Consider the following 14,482-nt stretch of genomic DNA (forward strand, 5'->3'; position numbering starts at 1 on the left):
GTGATCTCCGCGTTCTTTTCAATTTAAAAACGGATTCTCTTTGAAATATATCAACAAAAAATATTGACAAAAAAATAATTAATGTTTAAAAAGATACACTTTCTTTTTTAAAACACTTATGAACAATGATCGACCAATGGCAACATATATTACGGGAGATTCTGAAATTTGGAAAAATATGAATCCTGAAGAACGAAGAAGAACGCTTCGAAACATTGCCCAATATGGAACCGATCCCAAAAGAGAGAGGAATAAGCAAACTTTTAAGGTACAAGAAAATGGCCCCGTAGGCATTCAAGAAAAAATCAAGGCTCTCATAAAATCCTGTGCCGAAAAAAGAAAAGCTCTTTCGGAAAAAGCGAAATCATAAGACGTGCGAGATAAAAAGGATCTTCATGGAATGTTATAGAGACATTCCATGAAGAGAGAGTTGCACAACCACTGTCATCTCAAGAGTCTAATCGCGTCAAGTCCTCATTCATGGAGTATTTTCTTGCTTTTTTTGTAAAAAAGTGGGAGAATACTCTGATGATCTTTTTCTCTCAACAAAAATGAAAAAATATACTTCATCTCTGAGAATACTGTCTCTCTTTGATGCATTCTGCATGCTTGTTGTGCTCGGGACAATGGCATTCGCACTTCTTCTTGGTAATGTTGCACCTGCCGCTCATGCGGAGTTTCTTCCTTCTGCACACGCCGCACCAGAGCTCATTATAACCAATAACGATAAAACAAACTTTACCCCCGAAGAGAGTGATCCTCGGGAGGTTATCCTTAGGGTTGTTAATTACTTTCTTGGGTTTGTTGGACTTATTGCTGTTATATTTGTCATTTTTGCGGGCTTTCTTATGCTCACTGCCGGAGGAGACGAAGACCAGGTTGGTCGAGGAAAAACCATTCTTATTTGGGCGGCAATTGGAATTATTGTGGTTCTCTTATCGTGGGCACTCGTCAAATTTGTGGCAGACATCTTTCAGTAAAATTATACTGTTCTTCAAAAAAGCTCCTCAAAAGCGGGGGGCTTTTTTTGTATACATCAATCCGCCCCTCTTCCTCGTAGAACGACAAGAGTTGCTTTGAGCACAATCTTTACATCAAGCCAAAACGACCAATTCTCCAAATAGTAAATATCGAGACGCATTTCTTCATCAAAACGAAGATCGCTTCTCCCCGAAACTTGCGAAAGTCCAACAAGACCAGGGCGTACTGAGAGGACACGGCGAAGTTCGGGAGTGAATTTCTCAATTTCTTCCGGAAGATGCGGACGAGGACCAACGAGAGACATTTCTCCCAAGAAAACATTCCAGAGCTGCGGAAGTTCGTCTAATGAAAACCGACGAAGAAATCTTCCAAATGCAGTAACTCGCGGATCATTTCGGATTTTAAAGAACGGACCATCTCTGCGATGATTTTCTTTTTCTAACTCTGCCCGAAATGCATCAGCATTCTGAACCATAGAGCGAAACTTAAAGCAACGAAATGGTTTTCCGTCTCTTCCAATTCGTGTTGCACCGTAAAAAATAGTGCCCTGAGACGTGAGTTTTACCCCAATTCCAAGAAGAAGAAAAAGCGGAGAAAGAAGAAGGGCAAAAACGACAGAGGCACACACATCAAATAAACGTTTCATTACTCGTCCCCACCCCGAGAGCGACTCTGGAACAGGACGAAGAAGGGGAACTCCACTAAAAATATGAAGCTCCATACGAGCAAATGCTACAGAGGACCATGGAATAAAGCGAAATACCCTGTGTTCTCTGTAGCAAAGCGAGCGTAAACGCTCTCCTGTTTCTTCCGAAAGAAATGGATCTACATGCCACACTTCATCTACATGGTTGAGGTCAATATCATCTTTTGGACCAAATTCTTTTCGGTAACAAAATCCTGGAGCGTTCTTTAAAATCCTTTGAAACATGCGACGGTTTTCTTCTTCTCCCACAAGCATTACCCGAGAAATACCAACATTATCCGCCCACAAAGAATATTTAATCGCCCGAAGAAGAATAAGGAAAACCCCATACAGTATTGTCGTAAAGAAAAGGGCTTGTATGAGAATCATACGAGAGAAAATAACCTCTCGCGCAACCATAACGAAAAAGCTCACAATTCCCATTCCCCAAACAATAACCGACAACAAGATGCGAGGAGCTTCTTTTGTCCAATCTTCTTCCCGAAAACCAAAGCCTCCCAAGAATGCAATAGAAAGCACAAATCCGCACGACGCGTAGAGAGAAAAAGGGAGAAAAAATGAAGCATCTGGAATAAATCGCGGATCAAACCAACTGTGCAAGCCAGGAATAAGATCGGTTATAGGGCGAACAATACGGGCGAGCCACCACCCCGCGAATCCCGAAAAAAATGAAAGAGGAATGCGTGCAAGCACAAAATACATATCAAATCGCTTCATACAGAAGAAAAAAGAAGGCTCCCCACACGCACAAGTGTTGCTCCTTCTTCCAGAGCAACGGAATAATCACCACTCATTCCCATAGAAATTTCTCGAAATGCTTCTCCAAAATCACCTTTTGCGCGAATTTTTTCAAAAATGCCTCGGAGTTTCTGAAAAGTATTTCGAAACTCCTCTTCTTTTGCGTTTTGTTTCCCAATGGTCATAAGCCCTTGTACTACAATTCCAGAAATTTTTTGGATTTCTGGGAGGACAGAAAAAAGCTCCTCCTCAGAGAATCCATATTTTTTGGGATCGTTTGCAGTATTAACTTGCAGAAGAACTGGCATTTTTTTGGCAGACATTTCCGCCTCTTGTCCTATTTTTTCTGCCAACAAAACCGAATCGACCGATTCAATAACGTGAAAGAGTGAAACGGCTTTTTTCACCTTATTTGTCTGGAGATGTCCAATACAATGCACTTCAAAATCTCCCCGAAGAAGTGGAAGCTTTTCCATTGCCTCTTGAATACGATTAAAGGCAATAATATGTGCGCCGAAATCGAGAATTTTTTGTATGTTTGAAACTGATTGATTTTTGACCACTACTACCAAACGCGCTCCAGAAAAGTGGGAAACCTCATCGACCACCCGATGATATTTTTCCACAATACTCATGCGCCTCATTGTGTCGGAAACCAGTTGAAAAGAAAAGATCTCTTTGAGAGAATAGGCTTCGTTTCTTCCCCTTTTATGAGACTTCTCTACTATACGTTTTTTCTTATCTTTTTTATTCTTTCGGGTGTACTCGTGTTTGGAAACACAAATTATTCTGGAGAATTCTTTTTTATGCGCCCATTTGAAGGGCAATCACTTGCCTTGCCCTTTTTTGGGTTTTTTCTCCTAGGAGCCTTTTCCGGAATCTTTTTTTTCCTTTCGATACGCTCTCTGTTTTCTCAGAAAGAGCACTCTATTGAACCACCACAAGCATGAAATACAAGATTCCTCTCTTTTTACTTGCGATTCTCCTTTTCCCTGCAAATACATTTGCGGAAAACATTCACGTCACTACAAATATTCGAAATGGACAATGGTTTCCTTCTTCCTTTCTCTTGCAATTCTTTACGGATCGCGAAGATGCGAAGATTTTTTGGACCCGTTTTCCCAAGCGTTCTCCAGCAGAGGGAAATATGTATCAAAGTGCTATTTCTATTATTCGTTCTGGAAGCATTCATTATTTTGCCTTTACTCCAGAACCAGAAATAACGGCAACAGATACCAAAAAAATTACTTTTTTTGTGGAATCAAAAACCGGATATGAGCATCTTCGTATGACGCTCGTTGATCCGCGTCACAATATGGTGGTGCTCAAAAACTTCTCTGCATTTCCCGTGCAAACAGATGGTTGGAAAATAACATCACAAAATGGAGAATTTGATTTTTCAGGACGAGAACTCGCACCAGGAAAAAAGATGGCACTTTCTCTTCCCATGAATAAGACATCTCCAAAGATATTTCTTGTTGCTCCAGATGGGAAAGCAAAGCAACTTGTCGCGCCACCAGCCCTTCTTTCGGGACAATATTGGGAATGCACTACACGCCGCTCTTCCTCATGTGCGATTCAAGAAAAATAGGAGAAAGAGGTTAGAATCTCCTTCCAAAGAAAAAGTACTTGCGTCTCATCAAAAAAGAGACCAAAATATAAAGCACGCATGATCATTGAAACCAACGGGGGTGACCGGCTTTTGACGGGAGGATTAGGAGAGGAAAAGTTGCGATTTCGGGGTTTGATTTCTATCCCCGATAGATCCATAGAAATCACCATAAGTGCAACTGCACAAAACCCTGCTCGCTCTGGTAAAATCGCAGGACTTGTAAACAATGCCTTTGGCAACCTGTTTGCACCAAAAGCCCTCGCTTTTGCGTAAGAGTTTGAGCATGTGACCGCCCACATATGCGGTTCCGTCTTTCTTAAACCCGCTTAGGGGGCTAAGAACAGGCGTCATTAAATCTAAGACGAATTTTTCTTGTTTGTGATGTTTTTGGAGAAACGTTCGTACCACAAAAATATTCCGCCTGCTAAGTTTTTGTTCTGTTTTTATTTAGTGGCGGTAAACAAATGGAACTATAATTGTAGACGCTTTTCGTTTCCCCTTACCGGACGGGGGTTCAATTCCCCCCACCTCCACCAACTGTGATTTATTGCTTTTAGAGTCCTGTAATATATTGTACAGAAGCGAATATTCGCTGTTTCCAAAACCCCTTTCTTTGCTGTAGAGCAATTTATTCCGAAACACGAAGTTTTGAATACATAATTTCTCTTTTACTTGCCCTTTTCGCCATGTTTCCAAAGGGTTTTTTAATATGTTCTCTCCCGTATGAAATGTGACATGAAAAGGTGTGCTGATCACCTTCTTGTCATTACTACTGTATTTGCTTTCTATCTGTTCTTTCTTTTCAAGTAGCTCTTTAATCTCATCTTCATAGATTTTTTGTAATGATTCTGACTCGGCTTTTCCGGCGAGCTTGGCGAGTCTTTTTATCTCTATTTGAATTTTTTCGGCTTCCTCCTGCGAGTTATTGATATTTTTTGAAGCAATACTGAATCTGGTCTCATGAATATCTTGTAATACTGCTTTGAGGAGATTCAGAATCTCAATAGATGGCTCATATTTCTTGAGAAGATCCAAAAAGCCCTCCTCAAATTTGCTTTTTGGGATGCTTCCGATACAACGGGAAGACAGACACCGATAATAGGGGAACTTCTTTCCATCTCTCCCCGTTGACCATGCGGCAGTGAGTTTTCTTCCACAACACTCACATGTTACCGATCCGCGTAGTGGAAAGTCTTCTCGAACATCTTGCCGAACATACGATCGGACTTTCCCTGTTAGTCTTTCCTGTATTCGATTATACGTATTTTCAGAAATAAGTGGCTTATGTTTTCCTCTTGCCCGAATTACTCCAAGATCTTCACAGGTGATGAATCCAGCGTAAAAGTCATTCACCAAAAGCCGTTGCACAGCCTGTAAATGAACTCTACCACTACTTTTCACTGTCGCTCTGCTCTTGTATCCGCTTGCTTGTAAAAATCTCTGCATATCCATTTTGGTCTGGAATTTTCCGGTAGCAAAGTCTTCCAGTGCTTTTTTTATAGTACTGGCTTCCGGTTCTTTTTGTACTATTATCTTTCCTTCCTCTTTATCATGAGTATTCTTGTATCCGGAAGGAGCATAGAATGTCCAATACCCAGCTTCAAGCCTTGCCTTCATTCTGTTTCGCACCTGAGCTTTGTTTTGGTTGCGCTCCAGTTCGGCAGCACCCGCAATCACTGTCTCTACAAATTTTCCCTCCGGCGTGTCTTCAAATTTATAGGAGGGACTATCAAGCATTCCGTTTACACCAGAAATTGCAGCTTTTAGATGAAAGTGTCCTATCACGTCTCTAGCAAATCGCTTGATATCATCAATAATAACGACTGTCTTTTCTGTACTCTTTTTCATGCGCCCCTGTAGGTACGAGAGCATGTTTTGCATTTCTGGTCGGTCTGTTATGCCACCTGAAATGCCTTCTTCATGAAAGACCTTTACGATTTCATAGTTTTTCTGCTTGGCATAGCCCCTGCATCTTTGTTCCTGACTTTTCAGTCCATGTCCTTCGGATACCTGCCGATCCGTAGAAACCCTGCAGTAGATAACAGCTTTCATAGTTTGTGCTGAGAAAGATAATCCAAAACGCTTTGTTTCCGTATTCGCAGTGTTCCCTCAATTTTGTAGACCTCAAATATTTTCCGTTCAATATAGCGGTATGCTGTAGGTCTGCTAATCTTAAGCATGTCCATTAGCTCTTTTATAGTAATGAGTTCATCTGTTTTGTCGGTCATGTGCTTTGAATATATTTTCATTTGTTATCATAGATTATCATAAATAGAATTTGCAAGATAGTAAAGATCATCAATCACTTGTTGTAACTCTTCATCGGAAAAATCATCTGATATTTTGCCCAGTATCTGCCGTGCCTGTTCTACAGATACTGTCATGCTTCTTTCTCAAAAACATCAAATCCCTGTTCTTTTAAAAGTTCCTTAAAGGCTCTTTCTCCAAAAGTGTTGATAAATTCGCACACATCCATTTTGTCTTTGCTTGTCTCTCGCGGCAGTTTGATAATGATTGCCTCAATGCCATACTCTTTGAATTTTTCCTGAGTTAATTTCGCCCCCTTTTGGCCGGCTCCATTCAGATCACTGTCAAAGCAAATAGCCACATTCTTTCCCCTGAGTTTTTGTGCCAGTTCTGCAACTGTAATCCGTGTAATATCTTTTGCTACCGGAGACACTGATGCAATGCCCACTTCATTTGCCTTAATACAATCTGTAACACCTTCAGTGATAAGAATGGATTGTGATTTCTCTAAAACATCAGCGTTAAATATTTGTCCCATTCCTCGACAATGTTTCGTTTTTGAGTACTTGTTCGGTGTGCGAAAGTTACCAGCTATTCTTCCTGCAATCTGAACTACTTTTCCTTTCCTCAAAAATGGATACAAAATCCTTCCTTGCATGTGCTTTGCCAAATACAAAAAGCCTCTTTTCTCTCTTCTGAAAAACCCACTGAATATCAGTTCTTCATCTAAAAACCCTTGATCTCTCAGTTTTTTGAGAGCATCTTTGTAATTCAATCCGCAATATCCGATTTTGTATTTTGCAACTGTTTCTTTGGAAAAGTTCGGAGGAATATATTTTTCTATGGTTTTCACCACCTTTCCAATTTTTTTGCTGTAAGGAAAACCAGTGATTTTTATCGGAGCAAATCCTGTAAGATATAGCTTTTTGTTCTCTTCATTCAGAGAAAAAACCTCTAAAATGGAACTCAACAGTTCCATAAATCGAACCGCATTTAGAGAATTTGGGAGAAATCCGACAATTTTTTTTGTCTTTTTCACCCTTTTTCTTGTTTTTTTTGACACATCGCCATGTTGTGTTCCAGTTTCTTTTGTTGAAGAAATTTTTCCTGTTTCATATTCTTCAAGAATTCTTTCAGCAACATTGATTGCTTCGGGAAGGCTACAGTCTTCTTTTAACTGGATAAAATTGAATATGTCCCCACAGGCTTCGCACCCCATTCCATGGCAGTAGAAAGCTTTTTTTATAAGGTCATAATGAAGACTTGGTATCGTTTCGTAGTGAAAAGGACAAAGGATAAAACCTTCCGAAAAAGTCACACGCTCCCCGTAGTATCGGAAAACACATTCAAGAGAAAGCCGTTGTTTAATGTAGTCTCTATTTTTCATTTTTGTGTCAAATCTCCCACACTCTCCCCCACTTTCTTATTCATAGGTTTTTCATTTTCTTGATTGCGTTCATTAGCGGAGGAAAATAAAATGAAGAATTTCTCTTCCGTAAGGAATAAAAGCAATTTTTCTGTTACCTCAGAAATAACAGAATCTGTGATTTCTTTTTCATAATCTTGGAGATTTTTCTTTAAATATTCTTGAAAGTTTGAGAGGGCACTTTTGTGTTTTCGGATTCCTTTTGGCCAGTGCATGGTGGCAAGGTGAATATGCAAATTACTTACCTGCCACTTTCTGGGTTTATCAGATCGAATGAGCTTAATCTTTAGGAATTTTTTAAAATCTTCATTAAAAGTATTTTGACTGATATTGGGCATTACTCTTTCTCGAACCTCTTCGCGTGTTCCAGAAAAACAACCATAGCTATTATTGGCGATCCGCCAATCTGCCTCGTGGATCAATTTGTAATAGAGAGTGTTTTGTCTTTGTGTGAGAATATGCAGACTTTCCAGTAGCTGGAGATAGCGGTGATGGACGGTATATCCACTTATGTTGTGAAAATTGTTCATGGTGATTGTGATAAGAAATCACTAAAACAACAGACTCCACTTTTTTGTGGGTCAAGTGTTTAAAAAATAACAGACAGCATCTGACTATGCTTTATATAAAGCTTTTCTTTTTCTTTAAGGGCAAAAATAGGTTCTGAAACTTTGTATTGATATTATTTTGTATATTGTGTTTTACATTATTTCACTAAATTTTGTGGAGTTATTGAGGAGTTTCTTGTGTAGTTTTAGGAAGGAGGGCTGGATTAAAGTAAAACCCTTCTCTCGTGTCTCCAAATATAAAAATTATGTCATTAAATACTTTTATGCTTTTTAATTCGCCAATACGATTAAGCAGTGTTCTTTCTGAATAACAGCTGTCTTTTGTTAATTGGTCATTAGGCAGAATATTCTTCTTTTTTAGGGCAGATTTTTTTACATACCCCTGCCTCACGACATCTTCTAAAAAAATATGTTCACCATTGCTGTAAATACCTTGAAGAAGAAGATATGAGAAGATCTCATTCTTCGGATACTCCAAAGTTGCTTCTGCACCTGATAAATTATCTATCAATCGTCCGCTTTCTTTGTAATAAAGGAGATTTTTTCTGCCAAGCATTATAGGCTCTTCATTCAACGGCACCATTCTTTTTCTCTGACCAATAGCTGCAAGATCAACTGATGAGTCTGAAAAATGATTTTTTAGGTCATTAAATACACTCAAATATCTGTCCCTTGCTTCATTTAAAGAAATACTTTGGATTCCGGTAATTTCAAAGTATCCATACTCATCTGCTAGTTTATCGTGGATAGAGCCATCTATGTTCTCATCAGTCGCACTGAAAACTTCATTAAGATAATACTTTCTGAGGTCTTTGTAGTCATCATCCATCTCTGAATGATACTTTTTCATCAAGAGAATGAGGTCATTTTTTATAATTCTAAGTGCATCTTGCATTGCCTTACAGGAGAGCTTGACACCATTTTCACTTGTAGTGAGCCTAATAAAAGTTGTCAAAAGAAGAAGATCATAAAAATGTCTATGCCAACCAGCTTTTTTTGTATCAGTATTATTCTCCTTGATAGTCATAAAGGGAATCTGCTTATTTTCTCTAAGTGCTTGATATAATTGAAAAAAACATGCGTGAATGCCTTCTGATTCTAATACTTCAACTCCAATGTGTTTAGCAAGCTTTCTGTATGTTTGGAAGGATTTTTCATCTTGGTATTTTTCAGAATGCATCGCCACGCTTTCGTATACATAATGCACCATAACAACAATACAGTCATGCAGCTTTCCATAAGTCTTTTTGAATTCTGTACTTGAATGCAACTTTCGATAGGAGAATATCTTAGAGGAATAATAATCCCAAAGAGGCATATTTTTCTCTATTTCTGGGAAGAAGGTTTTTATTAAATATTCCTCAAAATTGTTACATTCCGCATACTGCTTCTCTAAATCTATTAAAATTTCGTAGGGCCCCCTCATTGATTCTGAGAAATTCTCACCCATTGTATTCTCGTTCAATACAAATGAGAACAAATTATGAATAATGATGTTTTTTATTTATACTCCAAAAAAGGTTTTTCAATACAATGGCAAAAAATGAGAATTCAAACGGAACATTCGAAAAAAAGCTATTTATGGCTGCCGATAAATTGCGAAAAAATATTGATGCTGCAGAATACAAGCATGTCGTACTTGGTCTTATCTTTCTGAAATACATCTCAGACTCTTTTGAAGAAAGATATAATCAACTTGAAAAAGAAGTTTCCGAAGGGGCAGATCCAGAGGATAAAGACGAATACTCGTCAATGAATATCTTCTGGGTGCCGACAAATGCACGATGGAAACATCTACATGCCCAAGCAAAACAACCGACAATCGGAAAGATTCTCGATGAAGCAATGGAATCAATTGAGAGGGAGAATCCTATTCTGAAAGGTATTTTGCCAAAGGTCTACGCACGACCAAATCTCGACAAAGCTGCACTTGGCGGTCTGATCGATCTTATTGGTGATACGTCGATTGGAAGCGAAGCCGCGAAGTCAAAAGATATTCTCGGGCGGGTGTACGAATACTTTCTTGGTGAGTTTGCGAATGCCGAAGGAAAGAAGGGGGGGCAGTTCTACACACCGAAATCAATTGTAAAAGTATTGGTCGATATGATCGAGCCGCACAAAGGTCGTGTTTATGATCCCGCTTGTGGTTCGGGAGGGATGTTTGTTATGAGTGAGGAATTTGTGAAAAATCACCAAGGGCGGCTAGATGACATCTCTATCTATGGGCAAGAAAGCAATCAAACCACCTATAGACTCTGCCGTATGAATCTTGCTATTCGTGGAATTGATGGCTCACAGATCAAGTGGAATAGTGAGGGTTCATTTCTCAAGGACGCACACCCTGACCTAAAAGCTGATTACATCATTGCAAATCCCCCTTTTAATCAAGGCGAATGGGGTCAAGAGCTTCTTCGTAACGATCCACGCTGGCAATATGGTGTTCCACCAAGCGGAAATGCGAACTTTGGCTGGATGCAACATATGATCTACCACCTTGCACCAAAGGGTACGATGGGGCTTGTTCTTGCGAATGGTTCTCTCTCATCAAATCAAAGCGGAGAAGGAGAAATCCGCCAACGGATTGTGGAAGCTGATTTGGTAGATTGCATTGTGGCTCTGCCAAAACAACTTTTCTATAACACTGGTATTCCGGCGTGTCTCTGGTTTATTTCCAAAAAACGACACGAAATGAACGGCGACCGCAAGCGCACGGGTGAAGTGCTTTTTATTGATGCTTCGGAGCTGGGCTTTATGGCAGACAGAGTACATCGCGAATTTACTGATGATGATATTTCAAGAATTACTGACACCTACCACGAATGGCGAAAGAACGGCGGAAAATACGAGGATGAAAAAGGTTTTTGTAAATCGGCGAAGATTGATGAGATTACAAAACATAACTTTGTACTGACACCTGGGCGGTATGTTGGTATTCCAGATGAGATCGATGATGGAATACCTTTTGAAGAGAAAATGGCAGGTCTGATGAGCACACTGTCCGAGCAGATGAAGAGAGAGAAGGAGCTGGACGAAGAAATTAAAAAGCAACTTTCAAATATCGGCTTTAACTTGAAATAACATGACGAAAAAATCACAACCACCAACAATTCGCTCATCCGCCGCAGAGTATTTGACTTTCGTATCTGCAACGGGCAATACGGAACAAGCCATAGAAATGCGCTATGAGGATGAAAATATCTGGTTAACGCAAAAAATGATGGCGGAACTCTATGGTGTTTCTGTTCAAGCGATAGACCAGCACCTCAAGACATTGATCAAAGACGGTGAACTTGATAGAGCAACTATCAAGCAATACTTGATAGTTCAAAAAGAAGGGGTTCGGACGGTACAAAGAAAGGTAGATCACTACAACCTTCAATCCATCATCTCTGTTGGATTCAAAGTAGAAAATGAACGAGCGATACAATTTCGCAAATGGGCACGCCAGATTGTAAAGGACTATACTATACAGGGCTGGACCATGGATACGGAGCGACTGAAACAAGCTCATCAATTTGATAAAAAGTTTTTTGAGCGTCAGCTCCAAAAAATCCGTGAAATCCGCTTGAGTGAGCGGATGTTTTACCAAAAGGTTACCGATATTTATATCACCAGCGTTGACTATGATCCATCGTCAAACACCACAAAAGATTTTTTTAAGAAGGTGCAAAACAAGCTTCATTACGCCGTACATCGACACACTGCCGCGGAGCTGATTGTAAAGCGAGCGAATGCAGAAAAAGAAAATATGGGGCTGAGTACATGGGAAGCCGCGCCAGATGGGAAAATTCAGAAGTTTGATGTCTCTATTGCAAAAAATTATCTCACCCCAAAGGAGATGAACTTTTTGGAGCGTCTTGTTTCAATGTACCTTGATTATGCGGAGTTACAGGCGGAGCGCCATATTCCGATGATGATGGAGGATTGGGCAAAACGGCTGGACGGTTTTATTGAGTTTAACGGAGCGGTGCTTTTGACCGATGCGGGGAAGATCAGTCATGAGGAAGCAAAACTGCATGCCGAAACTCAGTTCGAGAAATACCGTATTACGCAAGACAAGCTGTTTAAGAGTGATTTTGATCGGTTTTTAGAAATATTTCCTGATAAAAAATAATGCCACAAGAAACCACACAAAACGGCATAAATCAAGAGCGACTTCGAAAGATGCACAAAAAAGTCATTTTATATTTAGGGGGAGTTTTATATGCTGATATGAATGATATTCAAGAAGAATTTCATTTGAGTGAAAAAGAAAGGACTGCAATCGAAAGCATACTGGTGGATAGTGCCCTGATTAAAAAATTTTCAATTCTTGGTATAACAAAAGAAGGTATAAAACCTTATACGCTCACGATGGAAGGATATAAAATGGTGGAGATTATGAAACCTTGGTACAGAAAAGCTGAGGTATGGATGGCAGTTTTTACCCTTTTTGTAGCTATTTTTACTTTTATTTTGGCAATAAAAAATTAAATGACACAAGCAACAACTACACAGAACGGCTGGATGCAACAACAAGAGCTTCTAAGTGAAGTTCAAAGATGTGTTGATCTTTTTAATTCTCAAGTTTTTTTAAATAATTCCGTTTTTCGACAATCAGCTTTTATTGAGCTTCTGGTGCGTTTGAATTATGTGCTCCAAGTTTTAGATAAGAATTCCAAAAGAATAACCTGGACAGATGACCTTGAGGTAACCAAGAAGATCAAGGATATTACTGACTTGGTAAATAACTTAAGAAATGCAGCTTGTCATCAAGAAAGCCGTCGTAATTTTGTAGAAGGCACAAATCTAAAGTTTGTTTTTAATACCATTACAGGAGAAGTGCCAAGAGCGATTCAAATTGGGAATAAATTTTTAGGCTGTGATTATGCGGATGATATTGCTTTTTATTACGGAGATAAAAAAATCTATTTAGTTCGTCACATTAAAAAACTTTTGGAGGAATTACCTAATTTGATAAAGACCAAATGACACAAGCAACTACACAGAACGGCTGGACAGAAACGACACTTGGAGAAGTGTGCGAAGTTTCATCTTCAAAAAGAATTTTTGCAAAAGAATATCAAACCTCAGGTATACCATTTTTCAGAGGAAAAGAAGTCACGGAAAAATTTAATGGAAACAATGTCTCAACAGAATTATTTATTACAGAAAAAAAATATAATGAGATCAAGAGTAAGTTTGGAGTACCACAGGAAAATGACATTTTGCTAACATCTGTTGGAACTCTTGGAAACCCGTATTTGGTGGAAAAGAATTTTAAATTTTATTTCAAAGATGGGAATTTAACTTGGTTTCGTAATTATAAAAACATTGACCCAAAGTTTCTGTTTTATTGGATCGTTTCACCAGACGGAAAAGAATCATTATCACATTCAAAAATTGGCTCAACTCAGCAAGCATATACAATAGTTTCATTAAAAAGATCAGTGATCATACTCCCCTCACTCCCTGAACAACGCGCCATCGCCGCAGTGCTCTCGTCGTTGGATGACAAAATCGAACTGTTGCGAGAACAAAACAAAACATTAGAAGAAACGGCTCAAGCAATTTTTAAAGAGTGGTTTGGGAAATATTCTGTAGACCGACCAGAAGAATTGCCGGAGGGGTGGAGAATCGGAACATTGGGGGATATATCGATAAACTATTCTGAGTCATTTAAATTTTCTGATAAAGAAGTGGTATTTATTAACACAGGAGATGTTTTGGAAGGACAATTTTTACATTCAAATAAAATTAGCCCTAACGGACTTCCCGGACAAGCTAAGAAGGCAATCGGGTTGCACGATATTTTATATAGTGAAATTCGACCTAAAAATAAAAGATTTGCCTTTGTTGACTTTGACACATCTGATTATGTTGTATCTACAAAATTTATGGTTATCAGACCGATAAGTAGTTTTAGTCCATTTATTCTATATTTGATCTTAAAGAATCAAAATTCTATAAATGAATTTAATACTATCGCAGAATCAAGATCTGGAACCTTTCCTCAAATTACTTTTGATTCTATTAAAAAATTTCCTGTGATAATACCTTCCATAAAGTCACAGAGTGAGTTTGAACAAGTGTTAATCTCAATAATGAAAAAAGATAATGTTAACAATAAACAAATCCAAACCCTCTCCACTCTTCGCGACACTCTGCTTCCGCGGTTGATGCGGGGTGAGGTGAGGGTGGCTGAATTTTATACTTAAGCAGTG

15 protein-coding genes, 1 other RNA gene and 2 pseudogenes are annotated in these 14,482 nt (G+C 39.0%); 10 read left to right on the forward strand and 8 right to left on the reverse strand.

From position 1 onward, the window contains the following. Window positions 1-118: 118 nt before the first annotated feature. Together IPN35_05845 and IPN35_05850 are read left to right on the forward strand one after the other, a co-directional pair. Complete coding sequence (locus IPN35_05845; protein ID QQS59078.1) at window positions 119-370, forward strand: hypothetical protein; 252 nt, start codon at window positions 119-121, stop codon at window positions 368-370. 181 nt (window positions 371-551) lie between these two features. Beyond that, complete coding sequence (locus tag IPN35_05850) at window positions 552-980, forward strand: hypothetical protein (protein QQS59079.1); 429 nt, start codon at window positions 552-554, stop codon at window positions 978-980. A 56-nt stretch (window positions 981-1,036) separates the two neighbouring features. Here IPN35_05850 and IPN35_05855 read toward each other — a convergent pair whose 3' ends face one another. Both IPN35_05855 and IPN35_05860 read right to left on the reverse strand, forming a co-directional pair. Further along, window positions 1,037-2,404, reverse strand: coding sequence for a sugar transferase (locus tag IPN35_05855; GenBank protein ID QQS59080.1), 1,368 nt, complete (start codon window positions 2,402-2,404; stop codon window positions 1,037-1,039). Continuing rightward, window positions 2,401-3,060, reverse strand: coding sequence for a YggS family pyridoxal phosphate-dependent enzyme (locus tag IPN35_05860; GenBank protein QQS59081.1), 660 nt, complete (start codon window positions 3,058-3,060; stop codon window positions 2,401-2,403). The genes IPN35_05855 and IPN35_05860 overlap by 4 nt, the downstream gene beginning before the upstream one ends. 75 nt (window positions 3,061-3,135) lie before the next feature. Here IPN35_05860 and IPN35_05865 point away from each other — a divergent pair, with 75 nt between their 5' ends. The 3 genes from IPN35_05865 to ssrA all read left to right on the forward strand — a co-directional run bounded on the left by IPN35_05865 (window position 3,136) and on the right by ssrA (window position 4,573). Next, a complete protein-coding gene (locus IPN35_05865) occupies window positions 3,136-3,375 on the forward strand; it encodes a hypothetical protein (GenBank protein ID QQS59082.1) in 240 nt (79 codons plus the stop codon). Beyond that, window positions 3,372-4,016, forward strand: a complete 645-nt coding sequence (locus tag IPN35_05870; GenBank protein ID QQS59083.1) for a hypothetical protein — start codon at window positions 3,372-3,374, stop codon at window positions 4,014-4,016. Before IPN35_05865 ends, IPN35_05870 begins: the two co-directional genes overlap by 4 nt. 96 nt (window positions 4,017-4,112) lie before the next feature. Further along, window positions 4,113-4,573: a transfer-messenger RNA gene (gene ssrA, locus IPN35_05875) on the forward strand. Window positions 4,574-5,267: 694 nt separating this feature from the next. Here the strand turns inward: ssrA and IPN35_05880 are convergent. From IPN35_05880 to IPN35_05905, 6 genes and pseudogenes are all read right to left on the reverse strand, one after another. After that, window positions 5,268-5,654 (reverse strand): annotated as a pseudogene (locus tag IPN35_05880) (recombinase family protein). Next, a pseudogene (locus IPN35_05885) lies at window positions 5,631-6,089 on the reverse strand (recombinase family protein). Before IPN35_05885 ends, IPN35_05880 begins: the two co-directional pseudogenes overlap by 24 nt. After that, window positions 6,086-6,265: a helix-turn-helix domain-containing protein gene (locus IPN35_05890; protein QQS59084.1), complete on the reverse strand. Its 180-nt coding sequence runs from the start codon at window positions 6,263-6,265 to the stop codon at window positions 6,086-6,088. Before IPN35_05890 ends, IPN35_05885 begins: the two are co-directional and overlap by 4 nt. 152 nt (window positions 6,266-6,417) lie before the next feature. Beyond that, on the reverse strand, window positions 6,418-7,671 hold the full coding sequence (locus IPN35_05895) for a hypothetical protein (GenBank protein QQS59085.1): 1,254 nt from the start codon (window positions 7,669-7,671) through the stop codon (window positions 6,418-6,420). Further along, window positions 7,668-8,240, reverse strand: coding sequence for a hypothetical protein (locus tag IPN35_05900; protein ID QQS59086.1), 573 nt, complete (start codon window positions 8,238-8,240; stop codon window positions 7,668-7,670). Before IPN35_05900 ends, IPN35_05895 begins: the two co-directional genes overlap by 4 nt. 199 nt (window positions 8,241-8,439) lie before the next feature. Further along, window positions 8,440-9,744 carry a hypothetical protein gene (locus IPN35_05905; protein QQS59087.1) on the reverse strand — a complete coding sequence of 435 codons (1,305 nt, stop codon included), beginning with the start codon at window positions 9,742-9,744 and terminating at the stop codon, window positions 8,440-8,442. A 68-nt stretch (window positions 9,745-9,812) separates the two neighbouring features. Between IPN35_05905 and IPN35_05910 the strand changes: the two genes are divergently transcribed. From IPN35_05910 to IPN35_05930, 5 genes are read left to right on the forward strand one after another with little or no spacing between them, the layout of a single operon-like run. Then, window positions 9,813-11,357, forward strand: coding sequence for an SAM-dependent DNA methyltransferase (locus IPN35_05910; protein QQS59088.1), 1,545 nt, complete (start codon window positions 9,813-9,815; stop codon window positions 11,355-11,357). 1 nt (window position 11,358) lies between these two features. Then, window positions 11,359-12,393: a virulence RhuM family protein gene (locus IPN35_05915; protein QQS59089.1), complete on the forward strand. Its 1,035-nt coding sequence runs from the start codon at window positions 11,359-11,361 to the stop codon at window positions 12,391-12,393. Then, complete coding sequence (locus tag IPN35_05920) at window positions 12,393-12,752, forward strand: hypothetical protein (protein QQS59090.1); 360 nt, start codon at window positions 12,393-12,395, stop codon at window positions 12,750-12,752. The genes IPN35_05915 and IPN35_05920 overlap by 1 nt, the downstream gene beginning before the upstream one ends. Continuing rightward, window positions 12,753-13,250, forward strand: a complete 498-nt coding sequence (locus IPN35_05925; protein ID QQS59091.1) for a hypothetical protein — start codon at window positions 12,753-12,755, stop codon at window positions 13,248-13,250. It abuts the gene before it with no gap. Continuing rightward, window positions 13,247-14,476: a restriction endonuclease subunit S gene (locus IPN35_05930; GenBank protein QQS59092.1), complete on the forward strand. Its 1,230-nt coding sequence runs from the start codon at window positions 13,247-13,249 to the stop codon at window positions 14,474-14,476. The genes IPN35_05925 and IPN35_05930 overlap by 4 nt, the downstream gene beginning before the upstream one ends. Window positions 14,477-14,482 lie beyond the last annotated feature (6 nt).

The organism is Candidatus Peregrinibacteria bacterium (assembly GCA_016699755.1).
GTDB lineage: Bacteria > Patescibacteriota > Gracilibacteria > CAIRYL01.